General features: G+C 72.2%; 24 protein-coding genes and 2 pseudogenes. 14 read left to right on the forward strand and 12 right to left on the reverse strand.

Annotation, left to right across the window (positions count from 1 at the left end; translation table 11 throughout):
- Positions 1-68 precede the first annotated feature (68 nt).
- Entirely contained in the window at positions 69-419 is a 351-nt protein-coding gene (locus ACY34K_RS15800; protein ID WP_462747330.1) for a DoxX family protein, read from the forward strand.
- A 48-nt stretch (positions 420-467) separates the two neighbouring features.
- Here ACY34K_RS15800 and ACY34K_RS15805 read toward each other — a convergent pair whose 3' ends face one another.
- On the reverse strand, positions 468-1,442 hold the full coding sequence (locus ACY34K_RS15805) for a GlxA family transcriptional regulator (RefSeq protein ID WP_462747331.1): 975 nt from the start codon (positions 1,440-1,442) through the stop codon (positions 468-470).
- A gap of 162 nt (positions 1,443-1,604) precedes the next feature.
- On the opposite strand from ACY34K_RS15805, the gene ACY34K_RS15810 reads away from it, so the two are divergent.
- Both ACY34K_RS15810 and ACY34K_RS15815 read left to right on the forward strand, forming a co-directional pair.
- Positions 1,605-2,045, forward strand: coding sequence for a hypothetical protein (locus ACY34K_RS15810; RefSeq protein WP_462747333.1), 441 nt, complete (start codon positions 1,605-1,607; stop codon positions 2,043-2,045).
- A gap of 237 nt (positions 2,046-2,282) precedes the next feature.
- Positions 2,283-3,155 (forward strand): annotated as a pseudogene (locus ACY34K_RS15815) (transposase); the annotation flags it as partial.
- A 31-nt stretch (positions 3,156-3,186) separates the two neighbouring features.
- On the opposite strand, the gene ACY34K_RS15820 reads toward ACY34K_RS15815, so the two are convergent.
- Complete coding sequence (locus ACY34K_RS15820) at positions 3,187-5,457, reverse strand: MMPL family transporter (RefSeq protein ID WP_462747334.1); 2,271 nt, start codon at positions 5,455-5,457, stop codon at positions 3,187-3,189.
- 175 nt (positions 5,458-5,632) lie between these two features.
- Here ACY34K_RS15820 and ACY34K_RS15825 point away from each other — a divergent pair, with 175 nt between their 5' ends.
- Positions 5,633-6,805 (forward strand): sensor histidine kinase, encoded by a 1,173-nt coding sequence (locus ACY34K_RS15825; RefSeq protein ID WP_462747336.1) that lies wholly within the window; start codon positions 5,633-5,635, stop codon positions 6,803-6,805.
- On the forward strand, positions 6,780-7,442 hold the full coding sequence (locus ACY34K_RS15830; protein ID WP_150497990.1) for a response regulator: 663 nt from the start codon (positions 6,780-6,782) through the stop codon (positions 7,440-7,442). The genes ACY34K_RS15825 and ACY34K_RS15830 overlap by 26 nt, the downstream gene beginning before the upstream one ends.
- A 247-nt stretch (positions 7,443-7,689) precedes the next feature.
- Here ACY34K_RS15830 and ACY34K_RS15835 read toward each other — a convergent pair whose 3' ends face one another.
- The gene (locus ACY34K_RS15835; RefSeq protein WP_462747569.1) at positions 7,690-8,628 is read right to left on the reverse strand and encodes an ArsR/SmtB family transcription factor; all 939 of its coding nucleotides are present in this window, start codon (positions 8,626-8,628) and stop codon (positions 7,690-7,692) included.
- A gap of 114 nt (positions 8,629-8,742) precedes the next feature.
- On the opposite strand from ACY34K_RS15835, the gene ACY34K_RS15840 reads away from it, so the two are divergent.
- Positions 8,743-9,651: an aldo/keto reductase gene (locus ACY34K_RS15840; protein WP_462747339.1), complete on the forward strand. Its 909-nt coding sequence runs from the start codon at positions 8,743-8,745 to the stop codon at positions 9,649-9,651.
- On the opposite strand, the gene ACY34K_RS15845 is transcribed toward ACY34K_RS15840, so the two are convergent.
- Entirely contained in the window at positions 9,633-10,424 is a 792-nt protein-coding gene (locus ACY34K_RS15845) for a hypothetical protein (protein WP_462747341.1), read from the reverse strand. The genes ACY34K_RS15840 and ACY34K_RS15845 overlap by 19 nt on opposite strands.
- A gap of 335 nt (positions 10,425-10,759) precedes the next feature.
- Between ACY34K_RS15845 and ACY34K_RS15850 the strand changes: the two genes are divergently transcribed.
- The 3 genes from ACY34K_RS15850 to ACY34K_RS15860 all read left to right on the forward strand — a co-directional run bounded on the left by ACY34K_RS15850 (position 10,760) and on the right by ACY34K_RS15860 (position 12,728).
- Positions 10,760-12,016 (forward strand): MFS transporter, encoded by a 1,257-nt coding sequence (locus ACY34K_RS15850; RefSeq protein WP_462747343.1) that lies wholly within the window; start codon positions 10,760-10,762, stop codon positions 12,014-12,016.
- 86 nt (positions 12,017-12,102) lie between these two features.
- Entirely contained in the window at positions 12,103-12,438 is a 336-nt protein-coding gene (locus ACY34K_RS15855; RefSeq protein WP_462747345.1) for a TetR/AcrR family transcriptional regulator, read from the forward strand.
- Entirely contained in the window at positions 12,435-12,728 is a 294-nt protein-coding gene (locus tag ACY34K_RS15860) for a hypothetical protein (RefSeq protein ID WP_462747346.1), read from the forward strand. Before ACY34K_RS15855 ends, ACY34K_RS15860 begins: the two co-directional genes overlap by 4 nt.
- Before the next feature lie 10 nt (positions 12,729-12,738).
- Here the strand turns inward: ACY34K_RS15860 and ACY34K_RS15865 are convergent, their stop codons facing one another.
- Positions 12,739-13,332, reverse strand: a complete 594-nt coding sequence (locus tag ACY34K_RS15865) for an NAD(P)H-dependent oxidoreductase (RefSeq protein WP_462747347.1) — start codon at positions 13,330-13,332, stop codon at positions 12,739-12,741.
- A gap of 159 nt (positions 13,333-13,491) precedes the next feature.
- Here ACY34K_RS15865 and ACY34K_RS15870 point away from each other — a divergent pair, with 159 nt between their 5' ends.
- The gene (locus tag ACY34K_RS15870) at positions 13,492-14,037 is read left to right on the forward strand and encodes an N-acetyltransferase family protein (RefSeq protein ID WP_462747350.1); all 546 of its coding nucleotides are present in this window, start codon (positions 13,492-13,494) and stop codon (positions 14,035-14,037) included.
- 99 nt (positions 14,038-14,136) lie between these two features.
- Positions 14,137-14,319 (forward strand): hypothetical protein, encoded by a 183-nt coding sequence (locus ACY34K_RS15875; protein ID WP_462747352.1) that lies wholly within the window; start codon positions 14,137-14,139, stop codon positions 14,317-14,319.
- Positions 14,320-14,457: 138 nt separating this feature from the next.
- Here ACY34K_RS15875 and ACY34K_RS15880 read toward each other — a convergent pair whose 3' ends face one another.
- From ACY34K_RS15880 to ACY34K_RS15905, 6 genes are all read right to left on the reverse strand, one after another.
- Entirely contained in the window at positions 14,458-14,691 is a 234-nt protein-coding gene (locus ACY34K_RS15880) for a hypothetical protein (protein ID WP_462747354.1), read from the reverse strand.
- 56 nt (positions 14,692-14,747) lie between these two features.
- The gene (locus ACY34K_RS15885) at positions 14,748-16,277 is read right to left on the reverse strand and encodes a methionine--tRNA ligase (RefSeq protein WP_462747356.1); all 1,530 of its coding nucleotides are present in this window, start codon (positions 16,275-16,277) and stop codon (positions 14,748-14,750) included.
- A 575-nt stretch (positions 16,278-16,852) separates the two neighbouring features.
- Positions 16,853-20,683, reverse strand: a complete 3,831-nt coding sequence (locus tag ACY34K_RS15890) for a hypothetical protein (RefSeq protein ID WP_462747357.1) — start codon at positions 20,681-20,683, stop codon at positions 16,853-16,855.
- Between the two features lie 254 nt (positions 20,684-20,937).
- Positions 20,938-21,669 (reverse strand): S1 family peptidase, encoded by a 732-nt coding sequence (locus ACY34K_RS15895; protein WP_462747358.1) that lies wholly within the window; start codon positions 21,667-21,669, stop codon positions 20,938-20,940.
- A gap of 375 nt (positions 21,670-22,044) precedes the next feature.
- Positions 22,045-23,130 (reverse strand): RICIN domain-containing protein, encoded by a 1,086-nt coding sequence (locus ACY34K_RS15900; RefSeq protein WP_462747359.1) that lies wholly within the window; start codon positions 23,128-23,130, stop codon positions 22,045-22,047.
- Between the two features lie 256 nt (positions 23,131-23,386).
- A complete protein-coding gene (locus ACY34K_RS15905) occupies positions 23,387-23,512 on the reverse strand; it encodes a hypothetical protein (protein ID WP_462747360.1) in 126 nt (41 codons plus the stop codon).
- Positions 23,513-23,762: 250 nt separating this feature from the next.
- Between ACY34K_RS15905 and ACY34K_RS15910 the strand changes: the two genes are divergently transcribed.
- Positions 23,763-24,617, forward strand: coding sequence for a DMT family transporter (locus ACY34K_RS15910; RefSeq protein ID WP_462747361.1), 855 nt, complete (start codon positions 23,763-23,765; stop codon positions 24,615-24,617).
- A gap of 51 nt (positions 24,618-24,668) precedes the next feature.
- Here ACY34K_RS15910 and ACY34K_RS15915 read toward each other — a convergent pair whose 3' ends face one another.
- Entirely contained in the window at positions 24,669-24,968 is a 300-nt protein-coding gene (locus tag ACY34K_RS15915; RefSeq protein ID WP_462747362.1) for a hypothetical protein, read from the reverse strand.
- A 149-nt stretch (positions 24,969-25,117) separates the two neighbouring features.
- Between ACY34K_RS15915 and ACY34K_RS15920 the strand changes: the two genes are divergently transcribed.
- Both ACY34K_RS15920 and ACY34K_RS15925 read left to right on the forward strand, forming a co-directional pair.
- Positions 25,118-26,137, forward strand: coding sequence for a ketopantoate reductase family protein (locus ACY34K_RS15920; protein WP_462747363.1), 1,020 nt, complete (start codon positions 25,118-25,120; stop codon positions 26,135-26,137).
- 37 nt (positions 26,138-26,174) lie between these two features.
- Positions 26,175-26,327 (forward strand): annotated as a pseudogene (locus tag ACY34K_RS15925) (transposase); the annotation flags it as partial.
- Positions 26,328-26,516 lie beyond the last annotated feature (189 nt).

A 26,516-nucleotide genomic window follows, 5' to 3' on the forward strand; every position in this document is an offset into this window, starting at 1 on the left:
TCATTGGACGGCGTTGCGGGGCCTCGACGAGGCTGGAGCCCTCCCACTCCCTCCCGACAAGGGCACCCATGTTCCCCACTTATACGGTCATCACCGTCATCACGATCGTCCTCAACGGGGCGGAAGCCGTCGCGAATTTCACTCGGGCCGGATTCGTCGTGGCCAACGCCACGAAAGTGGGCGTCCCTCAGTCCTGGCTCCCCGCGCTCGGCGCCCTCAAAGGCGCCGGGGCGGCCGGCCTGCTGCTCGGCCTGCTGGGTGTGCAGCTCGTCGGCACAGCCGCCGCGGTCGGGCTCGTTCTCTTCTTCGTCGCCGCGATCGCGGCCCACATCCGTGCCCGAGTCCTTCACAACATCGCCGCACCGGGGCTCTTCCTGGCACTGGCCGTCGCTTGTCTCGTCCTCACCGTGAGGCGGTAGGGGCACCGTCGGGGGTCTTCCCGTCCCCGTCCCCGTCTCGTGCGCGAGTCATCCGGCCCGTTCCCTCGTCCGCGTGGCGCGATAGCGGGAGGGGGAGACTCCGTAGCGGCTGGTGAACGCCTGGCGCAGGGATTCGGGGCTGCCGAATCCGCAGCGGGTCGCCACACTCGTCATGGGAAGCGTGGTGGAGACGAGAAGGTGTGCGGCCGCCTCGATGCGGGCCTGGCGGACGAAGCGGCCGGGCGACTGGCCGAGGTGTTCCGTGAAGAGCCGGGTGAGGTGGCGCGGGGTCACTCCCGCGCGGGCGGCCAGCCCGGCGGTCCCGAGGTCCTGGTCGGGGTGTGCCGTGATGTGTTCGACGAGTTCGCGGACCAGGTCGTTCCGCGGCGGTGGGGCGGTGGTGAACAGGCTCATCTGGGACTGGTTGCCGGGCCGTTGCAGGTAGGTGACGAGGTCCCGGGACACCTGGCGGGCCAGTTCGGGGCCGTGGTCCTCCTCGATGAAGGCGAGCGTCAGGTCCAGTGCGCTGGTGACACCGGCCGCGGTGTAGACGTTCCCGTCACGGATGTAGATGGGTGCGGGGTCCACGGTGACGCCGGGATGGCGTTCGGCCAGCCAGGGTGCGAACCGCCAGTGGGTGGTGGCTCGGCGTCCCTCCAGCAGCCCGGCGGCGGCCAGCACACCCGCTCCGGTACAGACGGAGGCCACCCTTCGGCTCTCTCGCGCCAGCCGGCGGACGTGCCCCACCAGCCGGACGTCCGCGGCGGCCCGCTGGAAGCCGATGCCGCCGGAGACGATCAGCGTGTCGATCGGGCCGACGAGCCGTTCCAAGGACTGCTCGGTCCCCAGGGTCAGTCCTGTTCCGCAGACGATCGGACCGCCGCCGGGGCCGACCACGCTCACCCGGTACGGCACAGCGGGATCACCGATCCCGTTGGCCATCGCGAGGCTCGTGGTCACGCACGCGATGTCCAGCAACTCGGCCGATTCATAACCGACCACCACCATCAGCCGCTCCCCCATACGGCGACCCTATGCCGGAAGGACCGGTACCCCAAGGCCGAGGACATCGGCACGACTGGTGAGACCGCCGGAGGGGCGCGGTGCGGGACGGTGGAGCCAGAACCGCCGCACGGATTCATCCCCGTCCTCACGGCCTCTTCCTCATTCCTCCAGGAGACTTTCATGTCCACGCGCCCCTCACCCACGTCGTCCGCGTCCGGTGGCCTTCTGAGCGCGCTCGGGCACCGATGGCCCACCTTGGTGGGGCTCGCCCTCGTGCTGGTCACCTTCTTCGACGGCGTCCCGAGTGTGGAGCTCCTCGCGGGCCTCCTCTTCATCATGCCGCTGTGCTACCTGGCCTTCGGGACCGTGCGCGGCGAGCTGCGCCCGCCGAAGGTCCTCGCCGTCCAGCTCGCGGGACTCGCCGGCTTCGCCGCCGTGGCACTGCTGGCCGTGGTGGTCGGCGAGCCCGCCGGCCACTACGTGGTGGCGGCCGGCTGGCTGGCCCACGCGGTCTGGGACTTCGCCCACCACCGGATCGGCAGGGTGGTCCCCCGGGCGTGGTCGGAGTGGTGCTGCGTCGTCGATGCCTTCGGCGCCCTGTCGATCGCGATCCTGGCCTAAGGGCTGTCCCGTAATCCCCGGCGGGCGCACGACGACAGCCACGGTATCTCGCTGCGTTGTCGGAACGCCCGAATACGCCCAGTATGAGGACGCCCCTCCGCCTTGCGATGCACCGCATCTGACGCCGCGCGCTGATCCACCGGGGATTACGGGACAGCCCTTAGGGTGCGTATCGAGTCGTGATCAATTCGCGGGATGTGCCTTCGTGGCACAGTCCGGTCCGATAGACGGTCTTACGTGACGCGCCTGCAACTGACCGATGCGGATCGGGAGTTCATCGAGCCGTACCTGCCGATCGGCGAGTACGGCCCGTACCCCGAGCGACTGCGGCAGCAGTTCGAGGGCGTGTACTGGCGGTTCAGGACGGGCGGGCAGTGGCGGGAGATGCCGACGGCGGTCGGCGCCTGGTCGACCGTCCACAACCGCTTCCGGCAGTGGCGTGACGCCGGCGTCTTCGAGGGCCTGCTGGAGGGCCTGATCACGGGAGCCTCGAAGGGGGGTGAGGTGGACCTGTCCCTGGTCAGCATCGACTCCACCACCGCCCGAGCCCACCACGACGCGGCCGGGATGCACCTCGACGAGGACGTCGTCACCGCCCTGGAGAAAGCCGCGGCCGAGGAGGAGAAGTCCAGGTCAAAGGGGGGCGGCCTCGAAGAGCGAAACGGGCAAGAGACCGAAAGTGATCCCGCGCTGGAAGGACGACGACGCATCCGGCGTCGGCGGAAACTCCGGCTGGAGGCCGCCCTCCTCGGACGTTCCAGAGGCGGGCAGATCAGCAAGGTCCACCTCGCCGCCGACCGCAAGTGCCGCCCGCCGGCGTTCATCCTGACCACAGACCGGGCAGCGGACAGCCCGCAGTTCGTCCCCGCCCTGAAGAAGGTACGGGTACGCGGGCCCGTCGGCCGGCCCCGCATCCGGCCGGACGCGGTCGCCGGGGACAAGGCGTACTCGTCCCGCGGAAACCGCGCCCACCTGCGCGAACGCCGTATCAAGGCGGTCATCCCGGACAAGAAGGACCAGGCCGCCAACCGGAAGAAGAAGGGCTCCAGAGGTGGCCGACCTGTCAGCCACGACGCCGATCTCTACAAGGAGCGGAACACCGTGCTGAGGTGCCGGACGCCAAGGGCGGGCAGGAGTTGAGTCAACGGTCAACCAGCCGTGGACGCGGGGCCTCACCCGTGGATTCCGCGTCGGTGTCGTCGGTGCCGACCGGGCCGCGGGGAAGCATCCCGTCCAGCCACTTCGGCAGCCACCAGTTGGTCCGGCCGAGAAGTGTCATGGTCGCCGGTACCAGCACCATGCGTACGACCGTGGCGTCGATGAAGATCGCGGTGGCCAGGCCGAGCCCGAACATCTTGGTGGAGGGGTCCTCGGCGACGGCGAAGGACAGGAAGACCGCCACCATGATGAGGGCGGCCGAGGTGATGATCCGGGCGGTGCGCGAGACGCCCTCGACGATCGCCGTGCCGTTGTCGCCGGTGCGCAGGTACTCCTCGCGCACGCGGGAAAGGAGGAACACCTCGTAGTCCATCGACAGGCCGAACAGGATGGCGAAGAGGAACATCGGGATGAACGACACGATCGGAACCGTCGCTTCCAGCCCGATGAGTGCGCCTCCCCAGCCCCACTGGAAGACCGCGACCATGATGCCGTAGGCCGCGCCGATGCTCAGCAGATTCAGCAGTACCGCCTTGAGCGGCACGAGGATCGAGCGGAAGACCAGCATCAGCAGCAGGAACGAGAGCGCCAGCACGGCGGCGACGAACACCGGCAGGCGTTCGCTGGTGCGTCGGCCCACGTCGGACAGGCTCGCGGCGGCGCCGCCTACGTGCGCCCTGGCCGGGCCGTGCCCGATCGCCGCGGGCAGCACTTCGGTGCGCAGCCGGGCGATGGTGTCGGCCGTGGCCATGTCCTGAGGGCCGGTCGTCGGGAACACCACGAGGGTCGCGACGCCGGTGGCCCGATCGACGTGCGTCGGCGCGACGGACGCGATGCCCGGATCCGCCGCGACCGCCCCGACGAGACGGTCCACCACTCCCGGATCACCGGCGGGGTCCGCGGCGATGACGAGGGGACCGTTGGTGCCCGGGCCGAACCCCTCGGCGACGAGGTCGTAGGCACGGCGCTCGGTACGGCTCTGCGGCAGTGAGCCGTCGTCGGGCAGGCCGACGCGCAGGCCGAGCACGGGCAGCGTCGCGGTCAGCAGCAGCCCCGCCGCGCCTATCGCGTACAGCACCGGGTGCCGGCCGACGTGCCTGATCCAGCGCCGCCAACCGGCGGCGGGAGCGGCGCCTGCCGCCGGGTCCCGCCGCCGTGCGAGTCGGACCGGCTTCCCGGTCTGCAGAGCCCGGCCGATCCGGCCGGCCCGGCCCAGGCGTGGGCCGGCGGCGCCGAGGAAGGCCGGCAGAAGCGTCACCGACGCGACCACCATGGTCAGGACGACGATCGAGACGGCGAGCCCGCCCACCGTCATGAACGGCACGTTCGCGACCGCCAGGCCGAGGATCGATACGACGACGACGACGCCGGCGAAGACCACGGGCCTCCCCGCCGTGGCCACCGCTCGCCCCGCCGCCTCGTGGGGATCGAGCCCGCGCGCGAGGTACTCCCGGTGCCTGGCGAGCACGAACAGCGCGTAGTCGATGCCCACTCCGAGCCCGACCATGCTGCCCAGGATGGGGGCGAAGGTCGGGACGTCCGTCACCCCCGCCAGTACCGTCATCGTGGCAACTCCGATGGTCAGCCCGAAGACCGCCATGCCGATCGGCAGCGCGGCGGCGACGAGCGAACCGAACGCCAGGAACAGAATCGCGGCCGCGGCGAGGAGGCCGATCAGCTCGCTTGTGCCGCCGTCGGGGTCGGAGAAGGCGTAGAAGAGGTTCCCGCCCATCTCGATGCGCAGGGGCAGTTCGGCGCGCAGCCGGTCGGCGAGATCGACGAGGGCGTCGAGGTCTTCGGCCGACAGCCGGCTCTGGTCGGGGTACTGCACCCGGACGACTGCGATCCGCCCGTCGGCCGAAACGAGGCCGCCGCGCACGGCGGTGTCCCCGCCCGTGTCGAGCGCCCCCGCCGGGTCGCTCGTGCCGAGCACGTGCGGCAGCCGCTTCACCTCGGCCCGCAGCCGCGTGAGAGCGGTGCGCGCGCCGTCGTCGTCGAAGAACGTCGCACCGCCGTCGAGGGGGGTGACGACCACTTGGGCGGTCATCCCCTCCTGGCCGGTGCCGGCCCGCTCGATCAGTTCCGCGGCCCGCTGGGAGTCCAGTCCCGGAGCTGTCATCGAGTCCGCGGTCCGCCCGCCGAAGGCGACGGCGGCGAGGACGGCGAGCGTGGCGGCGATCAGCCATGCCGCGATCACCCGCCAAGGATGGCGGGCGGCGCTTGCGCCCAGGCGCAACAGGGCTTTCGAGAGCATCGGGTCCTCCAACCACCTCGTCGGCCGTCCTTGTACGGCCGCCGATGCCGAGGCTCGTCGCCGCGGCGCTCCGCGGCATCGGCCCGCGGGCCGCGGATCCGTCGGCCCCGGGGCGGAGTGACGACCCGTCCTTTCGGCCGATGCGCGGCACGCCGCGGTCCCTAGGCTGAGAACCGTGCTCCGAGACGACCTGCGAACCCTGTGGACCGAACCCCGGCCGCCCGACGCGCCCGCCCGAGTGTGGCGGGACTGGGCGCTGCTTGCCGCGGGCCTGGCCGGTGTGATGCTGGAGGCCACCCTGCGCGAGAACGTCGTGTGGCGGCCGGTGGCGGTGGTGTTCGCCGTATGGCTGTGCCTGCTGCCCCTGTGGCGCCGGACCCGCCCGCTGGCGATGGTGACGCTGGCGTTCGGCTCGGTGATCCTGCTGCCGGTGGCCTCGCTCGTCGCCGCACCGCGCGAGTCCGTCGGCCTGTACACCGGCGCGGTCGTGCTCGTGCTGGTGTACGCGCTGCCCCGGTGGGGATCGGGACGCGAGATCGTGCTGGGCAGCGCGGTGATCCTCGCGGCCGGCGCGCTGTGTTCCGTCACGGACGAGACCCCGGTCGTCGAAAATGTCGTGGGCTTCGTCTTCCTGCTGCTGCCCGGCGTGGTCGGGGCTGCCGTGCGGTTCCGGGTGACCGCTCGCGAGCGGCAGTTGGAGCAGGTGCGCTCCCGTGAGCGCGAGCAGCTGGCCCGGGAACTGCACGACACGGTGGCCCACCACGTGTCGGCCATGGTGATCATCGCCCAGGCGGGCCGGGTGCTCGCGGGCACCGACCCGTCCGCCGCCGTCGAGGCGCTGGAGGAGGTCGAGGAGGAAGGGGCGCGCACGCTGGAGGAAATGCGCGCCATGGTCGCCGCGCTGCGCGACCGCGGGGTCGGCGCCGAGCTGGCGCCCCCTGCCGGAGTCGCGGATCTGGAGCGCCTGGTGCGCACCCCGGGTGGTCGCCTCAGGGTCGACCTGGGGCTCGACGGCGAACTGGACGCGCTGCCCCCGGCCGTGGACGCGGCCGTCTACCGGATCGTGCAGGAGTCGGTGACCAACGCGCTGCGCCATGCGGTCGACGCGACCGAGCTCGTCGTCCGGGTCGCCGCGGAACGGCACACGGTACGGGTGAGCGTGCGCGACGACGGCCGGCGCACCGGCCGGGGTCGCGACGGATACGGACTTACCGGATTGCGCGAGCGCGCGACGCTGCTCGGCGGCACACTACGAGCCGGCCCGGGTACCGACCGGGGCTGGCATGTCGAAGCCGAACTGCCGAGAGCGAGGAGCGAGAGCGGTGTCCATTCGCGTCCTCGTCGCTGACGACCAGACGATCATCCGCACCGGGTTGCGGATCATGCTGAACGCCCAGCCCGGCATCGAGGTGGTCGGCGAGGCCGCCGACGGGCGGGAGGCGGTACGTCTGGCCCGCGAACTACGCCCCGACGTCTGCCTGTTCGACATCCGCATGCCCGTACTCGACGGGCTCGAGGCCACCCGGCTGGTCGCCGGCCCGGGCGTCGCCGACCCGCTGGCCGTGGTCGTCATCACCACGTTCGACCTCGACGAGTACGTCTACGGCTCACTGCGTGCCGGCGCCCGCGGATTCCTCCTCAAGGACACGGGGCCGGACCTTTTGGCGCAGGCCGTACGGTCGGCGTCCGACGGTGAGGCGCTCATCGCGCCCAGCGTCACCGTCCGTCTGCTCCAGGCATTCGCGGACCTGCCCGCCGGCCGGCCCGTGGCCCAGCCGGTCTCCCCCGTCACCGCCCGCGAGGAGCAGGTGCTCCTCGCCGTCGCTCGTGGGCTGACCAACACCGAGATCGCCGATGCACTCCACATCAGCCTCAGCACGGTGAAGACGCATCTGGCCAGCCTGATGGCCAAACTCGGCGCCCGCAACCGGGTCGAGATCGCGATGTGGGCCTACGAAACGCGCCGTATCCTCCCCGGAACCTGAGCCGGATGCCGGGCCATGTCCCAATGAGTCCCCGCCCGGACATCAGTGCACCGGTCGGCTCACGTCGGCTCCACGTGCCTCACCCGCCTCAGAGCGTGACGTACCAGGAGGCCGGAACCGGGACGGTGAGACACCCGATACGACAAGACTCCCGACAGCTACCTCGCCAGTCTCCACCTGCACGCCGCGATGATCTGGATCAAAGACCTCACCAGGACCACCCGATGATCACGACTCGGTACCCGCCCTAGGCGGTGTCCAGGAAGGATTCGGCAACGCTCGTGCGTGCGTAGAGCACGGAACGTCCCACTCGATGGGCGCTGACGAGCCCCGCGTCGCGCAGCGCGGTCAGGTTCTGGGAGACACCGGCCGGGGAGAGCCGGGTGCGCCGCGCCAGTTCCGTGGTGGAGGCCGGGGTCTCCAGCTCGGTCAGCAGAAGGGTGCGTGAGCGGCCGAGCACGGCGGCGAGGGCCGCCGTCGCGGTGGTGGGACGCGGTTCCCACAGGGAGCCGATTCCCCGTGCCGGATAGGCGAGTTGGGGCGGATCGGGCGGGGACACCCTGGTCAGTGTGCCGGGCCCCGTGAAGGCCGAGGGGATCAGCAACAGCCCTTCACCCGCCGTCTTCCGCGAGAGGGGCTTGGGCCGGTGCAGCCGCAGAGTGTCGTCGTCCCAGCGCACCGAGTCGTGCAGGTCGTTGAACAGGTGCGCGGCGCCCCACTCGGCGACCTGCCGGGCCCGGTACGTGACGTCGGCGTCGAGTACGGTCCGGATCCGCGCCCAGTAGGCGGCGAGCGCCACGTCCCAGTAGTGCTCGATCTCTTCGGCGACACGGGCCAGTCTGGCCCGCGGATCGGCGTACAGGGCGCGTGACCGGGGGCCGAGGCCGCCCTGGTAGAGCCGGAGGCGGTCGAGGTCGTGGCGGACCCGGTCGGGATGGGCCGCCCGGATGCCCGCCAGTTCCTCGGTCAGGGTGGGGGCGGGTCCGGAGGGGGTGGGGTTGAGGAAGTCGGGGACGTAGCCCGAGGGCGGGACGAGTTCACGGAGCCACCCGCGGTCCAGCCCGGCGGCAGCCGTCCGTGGCCGCGCCTGCTCGATCCAGCGCTGGTGCACCGGGTGCGGGGCCCCTCGCGTCAGCAGCCGGAAGCTCGGCCCGACCTCCCACATCGGAGAGACGGCGAAGCGCATCTGCGCCAGGTCGCGCACCGAGAACACCAACCGCGCCACGAAGCCCCCACCCCGTTGGATTCAGCCATACCTGAATCAATGGCGGTCACCTTATGGCATGTGGATCATTCCGGCATGACTTCTCAGACGAGCGGCGCAACGGCGTCAGGCACGTGGACTCTCGGCGACTTGACGGTCAACCGGCTCGGTTTCGGCGCGATGCGTCTGCCGCAGACCGGCGAGGCGCTCATACCCGACGCGGTTCCGCGTGACCGCGACCAGGCGATCAACGTACTGCGCCGGGTGGTCGACCTCGGCGTGAATCACATCGACACCGCCGCGTTCTACTTCTCACCGCTGCGCTCCGCCAATGAACTGATCAACCGGGCCCTGGCCCCTTACGGCGACGACCTCGTCATCGCCACCAAGGTCGGTCCGGCGCGGGGGCCGTCGGGCGAGTGGGTGACCCACGCCGGGCCCCGGGAACTGCGCGGACAGGTCGAGGAGAACCTGCGCCAGCTCGGCCGGGACCACCTGGACGTGGTGAACCTCCGGGTCGTCGGCACCCATTCGATCGCGGAGCGTTTCGGCGCGCTGGCGGAGCTGCGCGACGCCGGACTCATCCGCCACCTCGGCCTTTCCAACGTCACTCCCGAGCACCTGGCCGAGGCGCGGGCCATAGCGCCGGTGGTGTGCGTGCAGAACCGGTACGGCATCGGTCTGAAGCCCGACCAGGAGGCGTTCGTCCGGACCTGTGGTGAGCTGGGAATCGCCTTCGTGCCCTTCTACGCGATCGCCGGTGCAGGGCGCGAGGCAGGGGCGAGCGGCACCGACCACCCCGCGATCGCGGAGATCGCCCGGGCGCACGGGGCGACGCCCGCCCAGATCAGGATCGCCTGGACCCTGCACCGCGGTCCGCACATGCTGGCCATCCCGGGGACCGGCGATCCCGACCATGTGGCCGCCAACGTGGCCGCCGGTGCGCTGCGGCTCTCCACGGACGATCTGGCGGTTCTCGAATCCCTTCACCGCGCGGGGCTCTGAGGACCGGTCACGGTGGCCGAGCAGGCCCGGACGGCGTCGTCCCACACTCCGGGGCTGCGGTAGTGGTTCGCGTGGCCGGCGGCGAGCACCAGGCGCAGTTCCGCGAGGTGCTCGGTGCCGTCGGGAAGGTCCAGTTCTTCGAGGAGGGCCAGCGCGGCGGCCGGTTCGAGATGGCCGTACACGTCGTGGAAACCGGCCTTGATGCCCCTGAAGAGCGCCCGGTGCAGCGCCGGGAGGCGTACGGCAGTCGCGTACGCCTCCCGTTTCACCGGCCAGGGCACCGGTCCGGAGCATTCCAGGACGCGGCGGGCCCGGCGCAGCAGACCTTCCGGCGCGCCGGGCAGCAGTCGGTGGACGTCCTTGCCGAGTACTTCCGCGAAGGCCGTCTCGACCGTGCGCCGGTCCTCGAAGTGGTCGACCCACAGTGAGTACGTGACGGCCTCGGGGCACTGTTCCGCCTCCAGCCGCTGCCGGTACCCGTCCCACAGGAGGTCGGCCGGCAGCGGGCCGTCCGGGTCCTGAGTGGCGAACATGATCTCGCAGGTCACCCAGTACTCGTCGAGCAGGTCCAGCAGTCCGAACGCGAGGCGGAGACATCCGGTGTCGTCCAGGTCGTCCTCGACGAGCGCGTCGGCGGCCCAGGAGTGGGCGATCTCGCCGGCGGTGAGGCGGCGACCGGGTGCCTCGGCGTCGGCCCATGTTCCGTCGTCGGCCTGGGTGATGCCGCGCTCGGCCAGCCAGCGACGCGCGTCGTCCATCGCCTCCGTATCCATGGCCACAGTATGCGGGGTCCGTGAAGGAGGGCTCCGGTCGTAGGGAGGGCGGCGCTCGGCACCACGGTGTCACCGGCGGGGGAACCCTTGCCGGCACTGGGAAGTGGTCCGCGCGGAAAGGGACTTCGTCCGGCTTGACGGACCTCATACTGAGATGTGTCTCGTACGACGGTCGCGGGAGGTCTGCACTTCATGGCAGCAGCTCGACGATGCGGGCAGGATCGCGTCCCGCGCCCTGTTGACGTCCCGGCCGTCCGCCCCCTCGAAGTGCGCGGCGGCGAGTTCAAAGCGTCCGTCCCGGGGCTGCTGGGGCCGGCGGCCCGGCGCGAGCGGGAATGAGCGTGGTCCCGGACGACGCCGCGGACGCCGGAGGCGCCGTGGGCGTGGGCGCCGGGTCCGGGGCCCACGGTGACGCGAACCGTGGTCCGGCGGCCTCGGCTTTCGCCGCCTTCGCCGCCTTCGCGGCCTTCGGCGGGTTCTGGGGAGTGTGGGGGGCGTCCGTGCCGCGGGTGCGGGAGCAGGCCCGGGTGAGTGACGGCGAGCTGGGACTGGCCCTGCTGTTCGTCGGGGTCGGCGCTCTGCCGGCCATGCTGCTGGCGGGCAGGGCGGTGGATCGCTGGGGGCCGCGGATCGCCGCGGGAGCCATCGGGTTGCTGGGGGTGGTCGGGGTCGGTCTGGCGCTGTCGGCGTCGAGCCTCTCCCGTCTCTGCGTCGGGCTCACCGTCGTCGGTGCCTCCAGTGGCGCTGCGGACGTGGCCGTCAACGCGGTCGCGGGACGCGCCGAGCACCTGGCCGGCCGCCCGGTCATCGCCCGTGCCCACGGCATGTTCTCCGTGTTCGTGGTCCTCACCAGTCTGGGTACGGGCGTGGCGGCAGCCGCCTCCTGGCCGCTCGTCGTCCCCTTCGTGGGCGTGGCCGTCCTCTCGGCGGCCGCGGGGACCGCCATGCTCGGGACACTGCCCGGACGGCCCGCCGTTCGCCGCGAAGAACACGTGCCGGCGGCCGGCTCTCCGCCCCTCCGCCTCCCCGCCGTCCCGCTCCTGCTCGTCGGGGTGCTGGGGGCCCTGGCCTTCGCGAGCGAGAACGCGCACCAGAGCTGGAGCGCGGTGTTCGCACACACCGAACTGCGTGCCGGGGCGCAGCTCACCGCGGTGGCTCCCGCCGTCTTCGCGGGAACCGTCGCCGTCGCACGGTTCGCGCTCGGCGGCCTGAGAGCCGCGCACACGCGGTCCGTCGTCCTGACCGGCTCGCTGGCCGCCGCGGCCGGCACGCTCGTCGTCGCGGCCGCACCCACACTGCCGGTGGCCGCGCTCGGGCTGGTGCTGGCCGGAGCGGGAACCGCCGTCCTCTTCCCGGCCCTTCTCAGCGCCGTCGCGGGCAATGTGACGGAGTCCCATCGCGGCCGGGCCACGTCCGTGGTCACCGCCGTCTCCTACCTGGGCTTCCTTCTGGGCCCCGGCTATGTCGGCCTCTGGGCGGACGCGACCGGCCTGCGCGGAGCCATGGTCGCGGTCGCCGCGCTCGCCGCCGTCCTGTTCGTCGTGACACCCCCACTGCTCCGCCTGACCGGCTTCACCGGCGAACGGCCCTGAGGGGCCGGGGCGAATCCCGTCTTCACTGAAGTGCGACTCCAGCCGCGTTCCCGTGAGAGTCGCTGTCCGGCCGGCGAGGAGGAGACATGGCGACGGGGAAGAGTACGGGGGCACGAGTCGCCCGGACGGCCGCGAACCGGGCGCCCGTGCTGGGTGCGGCCCGGGATCTGTTCACGGACCGCGGCTACACCGCCACGACGATGAAGGCGATCGCCGACCGGGCCGGAATGGCGGTGCAGACGCTGTACTTCACCTTCGCCACCAAGCGGGCCATCCTCTCCGAGCTGCTCGACGTGGAGATCGCCGGGGACACCGAACCCCTCGCGACCCTCGACCGTCCCTGGGTCGCGGAGGCGCTGGACGCTCCCCCGGCCCAGCAGGTCAGGCTTCAGGCCGCCGCCGCGCCATCCTGGGGCGTGTGACCCTCCTGCTGGAGGTGGTCCGCTCGGTGGCGGCGAACGATCCGGAGATCGCCGAGCTGTGGCGTACGAACATCGAGCAGCGGCACACCGTGCAGCTGCGCTTCGCCGAGGCGCTCGCCTCGAAGGGGGCGCTGCGGCCGGGGGTGGACGCAGCCCGGGCCGCCGACATCACGCTCGCCGTGCTCGCGCCGGAGACGTACCACCTCCTGGTCGGGGAAAGGGGCTGGCCGCCGGCCCTCTGGGAGGAGTGGGCCGGCGAGGTCCTCGTCCAGCAGCTGCTGGCGCTCTGAACCGCTGCCGTCAGACCAGCAGCGCGGCGGCCTCCCGACGTGCCTCGCCCAGCCACGACGCGCGTACCTCGGGGGTGGAGTCGGTCACCGTGCGGAACACGACCCTGCGCACATCGGCCGCCCCTACGTACGGAAGGACGCATGCCGACCAGATGGCGCCCAGCGGGTCACCGAACTCCTTGTCCTCACGCTCCGCCGGGGTGTCGGAGGTGTTCAGCACGAGTGCCCGGCCGGCCCGCAGGAGTCCCGCCGGTTCCCCTTCGGCCGAGGTGAGTTTGTAGGCGACGCCCGGGACGAGGACCCGCTGGACCCAGCCGGTCAGCACCGCCGGCGGCATGCCCCACCAGTTGGGGTGGACGAAGACCATGGCGTCGAGCGTGGACACCTCTTCGCGGTGCAGAGCCACCCTCGGGTCGCGCGCGGCCGAGGCCGCGTCGACCGTCTCGGTCTCCTCGACCGTCAGCACCGGCGGGAACCCCTCCGCGCACAGGTCGTGTGCGACGACATCGCATCCGCGGCCGCCGAGTTCGTCCACCACGGCGTCGAACAGCGCATGGTTGAAGCTGCCGGGACGGGGATGGGCGAGATAGACCCCTGCGCGCATCGTGCTCCTCATCGCGATTCCGGGAATTCGGTCGGGTGCCGGACGACGGCGACCGGGTGCAACGGGCGGCCGCGACACGCCCTGTGGCATTGTCCCTCGCGAGGATACGAGGCGGTCTGCCCACGGGAGGAACGAAGTCGGGGTGTGACACTGAACGTCATGACGAGGGAAAGCACCTGGGGCCTCCGGCAGATGGTCCACCCGCGGGAGATCACCGGGGAGCTGCGGAGCTCACTGATCGACTGCTGGATCGAGGTCACCAACGCGGGGGGCGCCGCGGGGTTTCCGTTTCCTCCCGTCACGACCGACCAGGTCGCTACGGCACTGGACCGGATCGTCGCGGGGCTGGCTCCCGCGCGCAGCCGCCTGCTCGTCGCCCTGCACGGTGGGGCCCTGGCCGGATGGATGAGCCTGCGTTGTGAGCCGGGGCCGCTGGTGGGGCACTGGGGGACGATCCACCACGTCCAGACCCGTCCCGGGCTGCGCGGCCGGGGCGTCGGCGCCGCTCTGGTGAACCACGCGCGGGACATCGCGCGCGACGAGATGGGGCTCGAACAACTGCACCTCGCGGCCCGGGGCGGTATGGGCCTGGAGGCTTTCTACGGCCGGCTCGGCTGGAAGGAGACCGGACGCCGGCCGGGTGTGCTGCGGCTGGCGCCCGGGGACGACCGTGATGAAGTCCTCATGGTCCTGGCTCCTCTGTGAGGTGACTCGGGCACTGCGGCCCGCGGAGCCGCCGTAGACTCGCAGCCGGTCTCCGGACGTTCGGTCCTGGAACTTGGCGTGGAATGAGAGTGGTTGGGAATGTGGCAGGAGATACCGATCTACGACCGGCTCATCGCTGAACGCGGCGATATTCCCGCACAGGTGCGCAGCGAAGCCGAGCGGACCGTGCGGAACCTGGAGCAGGTGATGCGCTGGGGGACGACGAGAGTGGACGGTCTCGGGCAGCCCGGCGGGCTGCCACATCCCCCGGTACGCGGCTGACACGTCGTCGGCGGCCGATTCCCCGTGGCGTCGGCCGACCGGCGTCGGCGTCACGCGTCACGGGGAATCGAAGCCCTGCCGGGCGCGTTCACCCGACGACCGCCCCTGCCCGGCCTGCCTCCGAACCACCGTCCCGCGTCAGGCGGACGGGCGGCCTCGGCCGGCCGGCTGCATCGAGGCCTCCGACTGCACGCTGTCGGCCGTGTGGACGGCCTTCTGCAGCACGTGGCGGCCGAGGTCGCCGTCGACGCCCACGTGGAGCTTGTCGATCAGCCCCCTGTTGAGGGCCTCGGCATGCGCCGTTCCGGAGACGGACAGGGCGGCTCCGGCGAGAGCGACGCTGATCATCGCGCGCTTCGTTGTGGTCGACATGCACGGTCAACGACCCGTCGCCGGGACGGGTCACCGGCCCTTTCACCCGTTCGGCGTCACGGGCTTGGGGTGCGGCTGTCCTCCTGGAGACGCGGGAAGAGCGGCTGCGACGCGGGGAGGGTCCCGTCGACCGGCGTCAGCTGCTCAGCGATCCGGGCGGCGGCCGTGGGGACGAACGGGCCGAGTTCGTCGGCGAGGACCCGGCACGCGGTGATCAGCGCGGCGAGGGCGGTGTCGAGGCGCCTCGCCGCCTCCCCGTCACCGTTCCGCTCCGCGCGGGCCAGTTCCCAGGGCCGGGTCGTGTCGATACAGCGGTTGGCCTCCTCGACGATGCTCCAGGCGGCGCGTGTGGCGCGCCGGAAGTCGAAGTCGGCCAGTGCGGCGTCGATGCGGGCGGGGGCCTCGCGGCAGACGTCCTCGAGCGCCGCCGCGGCGGTGAGCCCGACACCGGGCGTGGGCACCTTCCCACCGCGGTAACGGTGGACCATCGTCACGCTGCGGTGGACGAGGTTGCCCAGTCCTCCGGCGAAGTCCGCATCCGCGCGGGCCCGCAGGCGGTCCGGGGTGAAATCGGCGTCGCCGACGCGGGGCACGTCTCGAAGGAGCCACCAGCGGACCGCGTCGGTGCCGTGGGCCGCGGCCAGCTCGGTCGGGTCGACGGTGTTCCCACCGGACTTGCTGATCTTGCGGCCGCCGACGGTGAGGTAGTCGTGCACCAGGATGTCGGTGGGCAGCGGGAGTCCCGCCGACAGCAGCATGGCCGGCCAGTACACGGCATGGAAGCGCACCACTCCCTTGCCGACCAGGTGGACGCGGCGTTCACTGCCCGCCCACCACTGGTCGAACGCGCTGTCACCGGTGCCGTAGCCGAGGCTGGTGACGTAGTTCCCGAGTGCGTCCCACCACACGTACACGACCTGGCTCGGGTCGTCGGGCACGGGGATGCCCCAGCCGCGGGCCCGGCTGTGGGAACGGGAGATCGAGAAGTCGTGCAGGCCGCCCTCGATCAGGGCGAGGACCTCGTTGCGGCGCGCGGCGGGCTCGATGCGCAGAGCGCCGCTCGCGATCAGCTCGTGGAGTGGGTCGGCGTAGCGGGACAGCCGGAAGAACCAGTTCTCCTCCGCGACGAGCTGCGGTTCGGTGCCGTGCTCGGAGCAGCGCCCGTCGACCAGTTCGTCGGGGGTGTAGAACTGTTCGCAGCCCACGCAGTAGAGGCCCTCGTACTCCTTGCGGTAAAGGTCGCCGGCCGCCGCGCACCGGCGCCACAGCTTCTCCACTCCGATCCGGTGGCGGGGGTCGCTGCTGGTACGGATGAAGTCGTCGAGCGAGAGTGCCAGTGGGTCGCGCAGCGCGGCGAAGGCCTCGGCGTTGCGGTCGACGAACGACTGCACATCGGTGCCCGCGGCCTCGGCGGCGAGGACGTTCTTCAACGAGTTGTCGTCGGTGCCGCTGAGCAGCCGGACCCGGTCGCCCCGGTGCCGCCGGTGGCGGGCCAGGGTGTCCGCCTGGACGAGCTCGAGGGCGAAGCCCAGATGGGGGTGCGCGTTGACGTACGGGATGGTCGTGGTGATGTAGTGAGCGGCCATGGGTCCTCCTACCGGGTGGTGGGGCCTGGTCCGCACAACGGTCGAGGCCCCTTCCCGGGGCCTCGGATTCGGTACGCGTCCGTGCTCAGCAGCCCCGTCGAGGGGGCATCATCCGGTGCTGAGGCGAAGGCGTGATCATGGTTTCGATCGTAGCAACGGGCTCTCGCGGGAAGCACACGTTTTTCCGCCGCTCGCCCCCGGAGGTGCCGTTGCGCCGGGCGGTACGGCGCGTCGGCAACGCAACGGCTCCCCTCACCGCATGAGAGGTCCCGTGAGCGAGGGTCGCGTCAGGACACGTAGCGGTGACCTATCCGGCCTCCGACGCCCTGGCGTACCCGGCTGCTCGTGCGAGGATCGGCCCCGGCAGGCACGGCCCCGAAGCCGTCTCGGTCGGAGGGACGATCCTGCCGGCCCGCCCAGCGGGTTCTTCGCCGGCGGCGGACGCCCCGTTGAGGCGAGCCTGGGGATCCGGCCCCCGCACGACAGGCGACGCTGCGGGAACGCACGGCGCGGTGAACCGCCGGATGCGACCGGGGTCCCGCTCGACTCCGCCGCCGGCCGCCCCGGACCGGCCGTCAGCGCACGGACAGGAGGGCGGACACGGGGCCCGTGGCTTCCGGGTCCTCGGCTCGTTCGGTGAGCCGGGCGAAGACCCGCTGCCAGGCCTCCCGGTCGTCGCCGAGCCGGTCGCGCACGAGTGCGGTGGCCGTCTCCCGCGCGGTGCGCACCTCCTCGGGGGCGTCGGACCTGCGCCCGGCACGGTTGAGGTAGCTCAGCACGACGGCCGCCGGCGCCGTTTCGTGTACCAGGTCCCGGCCCGTCAGTTGGCCCGTCTCCAGGAGGTGGTCGAGCAGGGCGTCCACGGGCTCGCGGTGGTGCCCTTCCACTCCGTGCCGGAGCCGGGCCACGGTCAGCTCCCGTCCCAGCGGGACGCTTCGCGTCGACGGCTCACGCAGGTGCGCGGCGTTCCGTACCCGGAAGTCGTGCGGTGCGTCGTGACGCCGCACCAGTTGCTCCCAGCCGGGGATCGGCTCCTCGCGGTGCGCGGCTTCGAGCCCCTCCCAGTCCGGGGAGCCGGGGACGCTGTCCAGGATCCCTCGGGTGATCCAGTGCTCCTCCGCGCGCCGCAGCCGTTTCACCAGCCGGTCCGCGGACGACTCCTTGTCGGCGCGGGCTTGGAGGAGGGCGGCCGGATCGTCGGTCGTCAAGGCCTTCTGACACAGACGGGTCACGGCTGATCCGAGCATGCCGCTCTCCGCCAGCGCCGCCAGCCGTTCCCGCCCGCCGTGGCGCAGCAGGCTGAGACAGCCCACCAGTTGCTGCGCCAGGTTGAGGCGTTTGCCCACCCGGGCGAAGACCAGTTCCACGAGGTCGGGCTCGGCCGACTCCAGCCACACGGTGCCGCCGGGCGGCCGGGCGAGGGGATCGTCGCGCAGCTCCGCGACGAGGCGTGGTGCCACCACGCCCGGTCGTGCCGCGATCCGGCGCCGCACGCCGAGGTCGGAAGCGGTGCGCAGGACGGCCAGGTCGACCTCGGGATCGGCCAGGTCGAGCAGCAGGTCGACGCCGCCGTCACCGAGCCACCGGGACTGTTCGGAGAGCAGGCGCAGCGCCGCCCGGTCGCGCGACCGGAGGAGCCAGGAGAGAGCGGTGGGCGGTGTCTGCCGGTACCGCAGCAGGAACGCGGCCAGCAGCCACGGCCCGTCCGGGCCGAAGCGGGGCAGTACCGCGTCGAGGACCCGGGGCCCGGCCAGGCACAGCAGGCTGCCGAGCGGCCACGCCCACAGGTGGTTGCCGCGGGCGAGCAGTTGCAGTGCGGCTTCGGGGGTGGCGGGCGCGACCGTGCCGGCGGGCCCGCCGACCGGTGTGCACAGCGCCGTCAGCGCCTCCGGTGCGCGTGGACCGTCCCGGCGGGAGCGTTCGAGCAGCTCGGGCCAGGTGTCGGGCTCCTCCCGGAGCTCGATGCCCTCGTAGGTCGCCACGCCGCGCGCGGTGGCGGCGAGTCCCAGCCAGGCGTCCGTGTCGGTTCCCAGCTCGCGTGCGAGGAAGGCGGCGAGCGCCCGCCGCCAGCCCGTGGCGAACGCGAAGTCCTCCCAGCCGTGGGGCAGTCGGATCCATCGGGCGGCGGGCAGACGGTGCAGCAGGTCGTCGGCCTGCAGGACGCCGTGGAGATACGCCCGTTCGGCCACCCGGGCGGCGGCTTCGGTGTTCCTCGCCCCCCGGATTCCCGCCAGTACGTCCGCCTGGGCCGGTGCCTCGCAGCGGTGGGCCGTGTCGTCCAGCCCCCGGTCCAGGCAGGCCTGCCTCAGCCAGTCCGGGTGCCGCCCCCCGGGCACGTCCACGGCCTTGTGCGCCGCGAGGTACCGCAGGACGCCCAGGTCTTCCGGAAGCGGCGCTCCACCGTCCCCGGCCAGCGACAGGAGCAGGTCGACAGCGCCGAGCGCGGCACGTCCCAGGCGCCCGACGGGCTCCGCCGGCGCCACATGGGCGGCGGGCACGCCGGCGACCTCGGGCTCGTCCGGGGCGTGCACGTCGGCGACCTCGCGCTCGTCCGGGGCGGGCGGCTCCCCGTCCCTGCCGGACTCGTCCGGTGACACGACTCCGGCAGCGGCGGACGGCCCACCGGCTGCCGGACGTCCGGCCGCGGGACCAACGGACGGATCACCGGCTGCCGGTCGGCCGGCGGGCGGATTCGTACGCGCCGCTTCGGCGATGGCTTCCGCGAGCGTGCCGCGGTGCTCGGGCAGCGACGCCAGCAGCGCCTCCCAGGCCTCGGGGGGCGTTCCGAGGCCCTCTCGCACCGGCGCCGCGAGCGCTTCGCGGCTCTCGCTCCCCCACAGTCCCCGCTCGTCCAGGGCGTTCAGGGCATGCACGGCGCGGGCGGCGGGCCGGGCGGTGGTGACGAGTTCGGCGGGGTCGAGAAGGCCGGCCCGCACCACACCGACGACCCAGTCGGAGGCCGCGGCGTCCAGTTCCTCCTCGGCCAGCCGCCGCGACGGCGGTGTGAGGTTCCCCGCGATGCGTCCACCGGCCCGCCACGGGGCGTTCAGGACGGTCAGCAGGAAGCCGGCGCGCTCGGTGTCCGTGGCGTCCTCGTGCCGGACCAGTTCCTCCGCGGCCTTGGGCATGAACGGCGCTCGGCGGTTGGCGTCGGCGAGGGCACGGATGTCGTGGACGTACGGCTCGTGGAACAGGTCTCGCAGGGTGCTGGTTCCGCGGCTGGTGCTCAGCAGTTCCGGCAGTGCGGCCGGGTCCTCGTACGGCTCCCCCTCGGTCCGCAGCCGGGCGGGCCCGCCGGGCTCGTCGAGCGCGGCGGCGACGTCCGCCCTGACCTCCGGGTGGATGTGCCGTGCCAGGGCGGGGTCGGCGAGCATGGCCCGGACGCTGTCGGGGCCCCGGCACTCCCACACCCGCACGAGTGCGTACCGCTGCGCCACCTTGCGCGTGCCGGCGGCCAGCGCCCGGGCGACGAGCCGCGGGTCTCCGCAGGCCAGTAGCGGCGCCGTACGGCTGCGTGAACCGTCGCCGCCGGCCGACAGCAGTTCCGCGCGCAGCGCGTCGTCGAGGGGAACGCGGTGGATCGCGTGCGCGATGGTCCTGCGAAGAGACGGTGTGCAGCGCGCGTTGCGGTACACGGCGGCGTTGACCGCCGGATCGTCCGCTGCCACGAGCCCCTTCAACAGACGGGTGTCGAGACGGGCGTGGCGGGCGAGGGCGGACCGGGCACGGCTGTCTCCGTGTCGGACGACCGCTGCCGAAAGCCCTGGCCCGGGCAGTGAGCCGCCCGAGAGCAGCGTGTCCACCGTCCGGTCCGGGAGGGTGGTCAGCGCGGCGGCGGCGTGTTCCGGTGGCGTCTGCTCCAGCAGCAGTTCCAGCGTCTCGCAGACGGACCGCGGAGGCAGCGGCGCCGGTTCGCCCGCCGGCACCAGGTCCTCGGTGAGCAGCGCGGGCAGGGTGTCCCCGTACGTCGCGAGCGTGTCGTGGAGCGCGCGCCAGCGGGCGGGATCACCGCCGAGGTGGCGCTGTGTCAGCTCGCCGAGCAGAGCCGTCACGGCGCTGCCCGGCCGCACACTCCCGGCCAGATACCCGGCGAGTGCGCGGGCCGGCCGCACACCCCCCACCAGTTCGACGGCGAGGTGGTCGTCGAGTTCGCCCGCCCCGCGAGCGGCGTCGACCAGCCGCGCGAGTCCTGGCGCCTTCCGCGCGCCGAGCGCGGCACGCAGCGCCGCCGCGGCCCGTCCCGGCTCCTTCACCGCAGCCGGCTTCCGGGACGCGGGTGGTTCCGGCCCCGGCTCTCCCAGCCGCTTGCGCAGCGCGGCAGGCTCGTCGCCGGACATACCGGCGGTCAGCAACTCCAGCGCCGCCCGGCGCAGTCCTGCCGCTTCCTCGTGCGTACGAGACGTCACGCCCGCCCCCGTTCGATCATGTGTCCGGCGTGGTGACCATCTCAGCACGTGTCACTGACAGCGGCTCCACCTGCCTCGAGCCCAGGACGCGGGCGGGTCCGGGGGCGGGCGGGGCGACCCGCGCCCGGGAAGCGGCGGAGTCGGGGGGCGGGAGGGGGACCCTCGGGGGAAGCGACGGAGGGTGGGGCGGCCGCGCTGCGGGCCTCCCCACCCCATGGCCTCACCGGCGGTCACCCGCGCGGGAGAGTGGCCGTTCAGACGCCGGCGATGCTCTGGATCCAGGAGCGATAGGCCGTCACGTTCGTGTACGCCGTGGTGGTCTGGCGGTCACTGGTGGAGGCCACGCCGACCTGGACGCCGTTGGCCATCATCGGGCCGCCCGAGTCGCCGCCCGCGGTGATGCCGTTGCCCCGACGGGCGCAGATCGCCGAGCCGTTGTAGGCGTCGCGGCAGCCGCCGGTCACGATGACATCGGCGACCTTCAGGTAGCGGGACTGGCAGTTGATCTCGGAGCCGCACTGGGACGTGGCTCCCCAGCCGTACACCTGCACGGTCTGGTTCACCGAGACCGAGCCGGGCTGGCCGAGGCGGGAGTAGGTGGCGGAGACGGAGCGGTCGAGCCTGACGAGGGACAGGTCCGAGGAGGCATGGTTGTGGACGCTGACGCCGTTGGCCACGGTGCCGCCGGTGGTCTGGTCGAGGCTGCCGATGCGGAAGGACAGCCCGCCGCCGCTGACGCAGTGCTTGGCGGTGAGGATCCAGGTCGGGGCGATGATGGTGGCGCTGCAGGTCTGCCGGCCGTTGGAGAACAGGCGGGCCGCCCAGGGGGCGTTGTTGGCGTAGCCGCCGCCGATGATCGGCTGGACCGCGGTGGTGGAGGGCGCGGCGGGGGCGGGCGCCGCCGTCCGGGCCTCGGCTGCCGGCGCGAGCGAGAGTAACGACAGCGCGGCGGCCGCAAGGGCGGGGACCAGTCTGGTGAGTCGCACGGTCTTCTCCATCGTGTGGGGGTGGAAGCGTCCTTCATGAGGACCGAGCCGCATAGGTATGCGGCCGGACATGCACGCAAAGGCTGGGTAGGCCTGTCACGTCCATGTCAGATTTGGCTGTGGCGAATTTGACAGAGCCGCCACTGCGGGCGCAAGGGGTCGGTCGTCAAAACCTCACCGCGGGCAACAACACCCCGTGGCCGAATCACGCTGGCCGGTTAGGTATACGACATGCGGAATGGGGATATGACTGGTCCGGACCATTGTGCACCAAAAGCCCGTACTCCTGGGCCACTTGCGGACCGCGCCGGGGCATGCGGCGGTGGCCCTCCGGCGAACCGGAGGACCACCGCGTGCTCCCGCTGTCCGGCCGTGTTACGTGGTGCAGCCGGTGAACTGCTCGCTGGTCTGGGCGGCGTACACACTCGCGCCGCCCTGGTCGTCGTGCCTCAGCGGCACGGTGATGGTGTCCTGGGCGCTCCAGGCGAAGCCCTGCGCGTCGAACGTCCAGGTGCCGGTGACCTTCGTGGCCAGTTCTGACAGTGCCACCCAGCCGTAGTGCTTCGGCGGGACGGTCACGACCAGGCTGTTGCCCAGTTCCTGGCCGAGGTTGAGGGTGACCGAGCCGTTGACCGTGGTACTGACCTCTGTCTGGAGGGCCGGGGCGCCCCCGGCGGACAGGGTGGAGGAAAGGGTGAAGCCGATGGTCGACGACCAGCCCGTGGTGGTCTTCAGGGAGAAGGTCCACGGCACCGGCGCGCTGGTGCCGTTGTACCAGACGGGGGACACGCACACCTTCGGCAGCGGCGCGGCCGGGGCCTGGGTGGCCTTGGTCCAGGAACAGGTGGAGACGTCCTTGGCACAGCGGGCGGCCGCGTGGTCGACGGCCATGTTCCACGCGGCCTCACGTGCAGCCTGCGGCAGGACCCATTGCTGGGCCTTGGTGCCGTTGCACCGGTAGGTCTGGGTCCACGCGTCGTTGTACTGGGCGTCCTGGACCACGTCGAGGCAGGCGTTGGTGGCCTTCTGGCGGATCATGAACGCGCCTTGGACGGACCCGCTGACGGGCTGGAAGTACCAGTTCTCACTGGCGCGGCCGTCGCACGTCTGCTGCCGCAGGGGGAAGCCGGCGTCGATGCACTTGCCCGTGACGTTGTTGACGATGGTGAACGAGGCGTCGGCACCGATGCTGTTGATCCGCCACGACTGGGCGTGGCCGGGGGCGGAGTTGGTCACGACGAAGACGCCGTTCCCGGAGTTCCCGTTCTGCACGTCGAGGTTGCGGCCGTTGCTGAAGGAGGTGAGCGTCGTCTCACTCAGGGCGGAGGACGCATCGGCCGCCGCGGCGGGGGACGCAACGGCGGGGGACGCCACGATGCCGAGCGCCGCGCACAACGCCGCCGCGAAGGCTGCGATCGCACCGGGCAGACCGCGTGAGAACCTGCCGCGTCTCAAAGGCATGGCTAACATGCATGTCCGTTTCTGTCGTGGGGTGGGTTCGGCCACGCAAAATGTTTCGGGCCATTTCCCACGGGCAATTCCAGCCCGTTTGCAGAGCATGTCATTCGCGGCACTTCCGCGACGCTACACCTGTCGGCCATTCACCGGCCGGATCTTCCTCGCCGGACGTCGGAAGGGCGGCGCACCGACACGGGAAGCTCGGGGGGCACTCCCGTGACGCCTTGTGCGCCGCCCTCAGGGACGGCCGCGCCACTCCTCAGAGATCGTGCCGGAACAACTCAACGATCACTGCCCACAAGGCACGAGCGCCGAGCCCGGCCATAATGCGCACGGCCAATTCACGGCTGAACCTTGCACGGGTGGTCGACGGTTTGTCGTCCATGTCTCCTCCTCCCTGACGAGGCCCACGGGTCGCGGGCCCTTCCCCCGATGGGTGAGGTGACCCGCTCAACGTAACGCCACGGGCCACGAGTTCGGAAGCGGCCTGCCGGGAAAGGCCGAAAGGACCCCGCGGGCGGCTCTGCCACCCGCACCTCGCGTCGTCTCGGCCGGACGGGGGAATACCGGCTGCCGGTGGCCGGTGCGAACGGTGTCGCCGCGAAAAGGCCGGGCGCCGCGGCGAGGATGGGCGTATGGGCGTCGTCCTGCCAGTCGTGTTCTCCGTGTCCGCAGCGTTCAGCAATGCGCTCGCCACGGTGCTGCAGCGCCGCGCGGCGCTGACGGTCCCCGAGTCCGGCGGTTTTCGCCCGGGCCTGATCCTGGACCTGGCGCGCCGCCCGATGTGGCTCGCGGGCATCCTGGCGGTGATCGCCGCGGGTGCCGGGCAGGCCGCTGCCCTCGCCACGGGACCGCTGTCGCTCGTGCAGCCCCTGTTCGTACTGGAATTGCCGCTCGCGCTGCTGATCGCCTCGCTGATGTCCCGCCGACGGCTGCCGGGCGCACTGTGGCTGGCGGTGTCCGGCGTGGTGGCGGGGCTCGCGGTGCTCCTTGTCGCGGCCTCTCCGGAGGGTAACCGGGAGCACGTGCCGGTGGAGCGCTGGGTGCCGACTCTGGTGGTGTGCGCGGCGGGTGTGATCGCGCTCGCGGCCTTCGGACTGCGGCGGCCGACGGGGCGGGCCCGCGCGGGCAGCCTCGGAGCGGCCACCGCCATCTGCTACGCGCTCACCGCGGCACTGATGAAGACGTCCATGCACACCCTCGACGACAGCGGCCCGGTCGCGTTCCTCACGAAGTGGCAGACCTACGGCTTCTGCGTCACCGGCATCTGCGCTCTGCTGTTGCTCACCCACGCCATGCAGGGCGGGCCGCTGGTCGCGTCGCAGCCGGCGCTCACCCTCGGGGACGCGACCGTGAGCCTGGCACTCGGCCTGCTCCTGTACGAGGAACACATCCGGACGGGCTGGTGGCTGGTGCCGCAGCTGCTGGGGCTGGTCCTCATCGTCCTGGGTGTGTTCGCCCTCGCCCGCAGCGGAGTGAGCTCCACATGACGGTCCGGGTCGACACGAGGTGAGCGGCCGGGGGCCGGGCCGGGACGCACGTCACCACGGGAGGGCGGCGGCAGCGCCGATCGTCTCGAACACGATCAGCCAGCCGGAGACCGCGGCACATGCCCTCGCGCCACGGCCGCCCCCACCGAACCTCACAGCGGTGACGACCATGAAAGTGCCGACGGCCGCCAGGAGGAGAGCCGCGAGGAGGAGAGCGATCAACCCCACGAGTCCGAACGCGCCGCTGGTGAACGTGACCCCGGCGATCGCGCAAGCCACGGCCCCGATCAGATGGGCTCCTCCCGCGACGAAGAACAGCCAACGGGCGGCCCGGGCGGCGGGCATCCTCATGCGGTCTCCTCCGTCGTGCGGCTCGGCGGCTCCGCGCTGCCGTGCGGCGACACGATAGCCACACCCGCCCTCCCTGCGAAGACCTCGCGAAGGCCCCCTGGGGCCAAGATCAGTGGCCCGGGCTCGGCGAGGTGTGCGAGGCTCGGCCCATGCGGTACATCATCATCGGCGCGGGTGCGGTCGGCGCCACCATCGGCGGACGGCTCGCCCAGTCCGGCAGAGACGTCGTCCTCGTCGCACGGGGCGAGCACGCGGAGGCCCTGCGGACGGAGGGGCTGCGGCTCACCACCGCGGACGGGGAGCGGGTCCACCGGCTGCCGGTGGCGACCGAGCCCTCGGACCTGGGTGCCCTGCGTCCGGACGACGTCCTGTTGCTCGCGGTCAAGACGCAGCACGCCGTCGCCGCGCTCGACACCTGGGGTGACGCGGAGGTGGCGGGCGGCGGCACGGCCGCACAGCGGCTACCGGTGTTCTGCCTGCAGAACGGAGTGGAGGGCGAGCGGCTCGCGCTGCGCCGGTTCGCCAGGGTGTACGGGGTGTGCGTCTGGCTGCCGTCGACGTTCCTCCGGCCGGGCATCGTGTCTGCCCTGTGCGAGCCGTTGACCGGAATCCTGCATCTCGGACGCGCGGCGGGCGGCAGCGACGCGCTGTCCGGGCGGGTGGCCGCGGACCTTGCGGCGTCCGGCTTCGAGGCCCCGGTCGTCGAGGACGTGATGCGCTGGAAGTACGCGAAGCTGCTCGGCAACCTGGGCAACGCGATCCAGGCGACGACCGGCCCCGAGCCGGATCCCGCGAAGTCGGCGCTGCTCCGGCGGGCCATCCGGGAGGCGAAGGCGGTGTTCGAGGCGGCGGGTGTCGCGTACGTCTCCGAGGCGGAGGAGGCGGAGGCGCGCGACGGCAAGGTGAACCAGCCGTCGGGCGTGCGGGGCGGATCGTCCTGGCAGAGCCTGGCCCGCGGCACGGGCTCCGTGGAGGCCGACTATCTCAACGGCGAGATCGCGCTGCTGGGCCGGATGCACGGCGTACCGACGCCGGTCAACGACGTGCTGCGGCACGCCGCGAACATCTTCGCGCGCAAGGGCCTGCCGCCGGGTGCCATGGCCGTCAAGGACCTCACCGCCCTGGCGGACGAGGCGACGGCACGCGCGGGCAGCACCGCGTCCGCCTAGGGCGGGTCCACCTTGACAGGTGGGTCAGTGGTCGGACGTGTCTGTCCGGTCAGTGATCACTGCTGAGACGTGGGACCGGATCGCGCCGCTGGTGCCGCCCGATCCGGTCCGTGGACGACGGTGGGCCGACCATCGCAGGACCCTGGAAGCCATCGCGTGCACGTACCGCACGTGCGCGCCCTGGCGCGATGCATCGTCATCGCGCTGCTGGTCGGCGCCGCCGCGCGCGAGGACAGGTGAACCCGCTCCTGCCGGAGGCCTCGCAGCCGTGCTGGGTCCCTACCGCGTGCCTCATGCGATCTCGGTCTTCCCCCGGGCACAGCGGCCCGCTTACGCTCGGACCGTTTCGGTGCGACCTGATGACCTGCTCCCGGCACAG

The organism is Streptomyces sp. STAM6 (assembly GCF_054963715.1).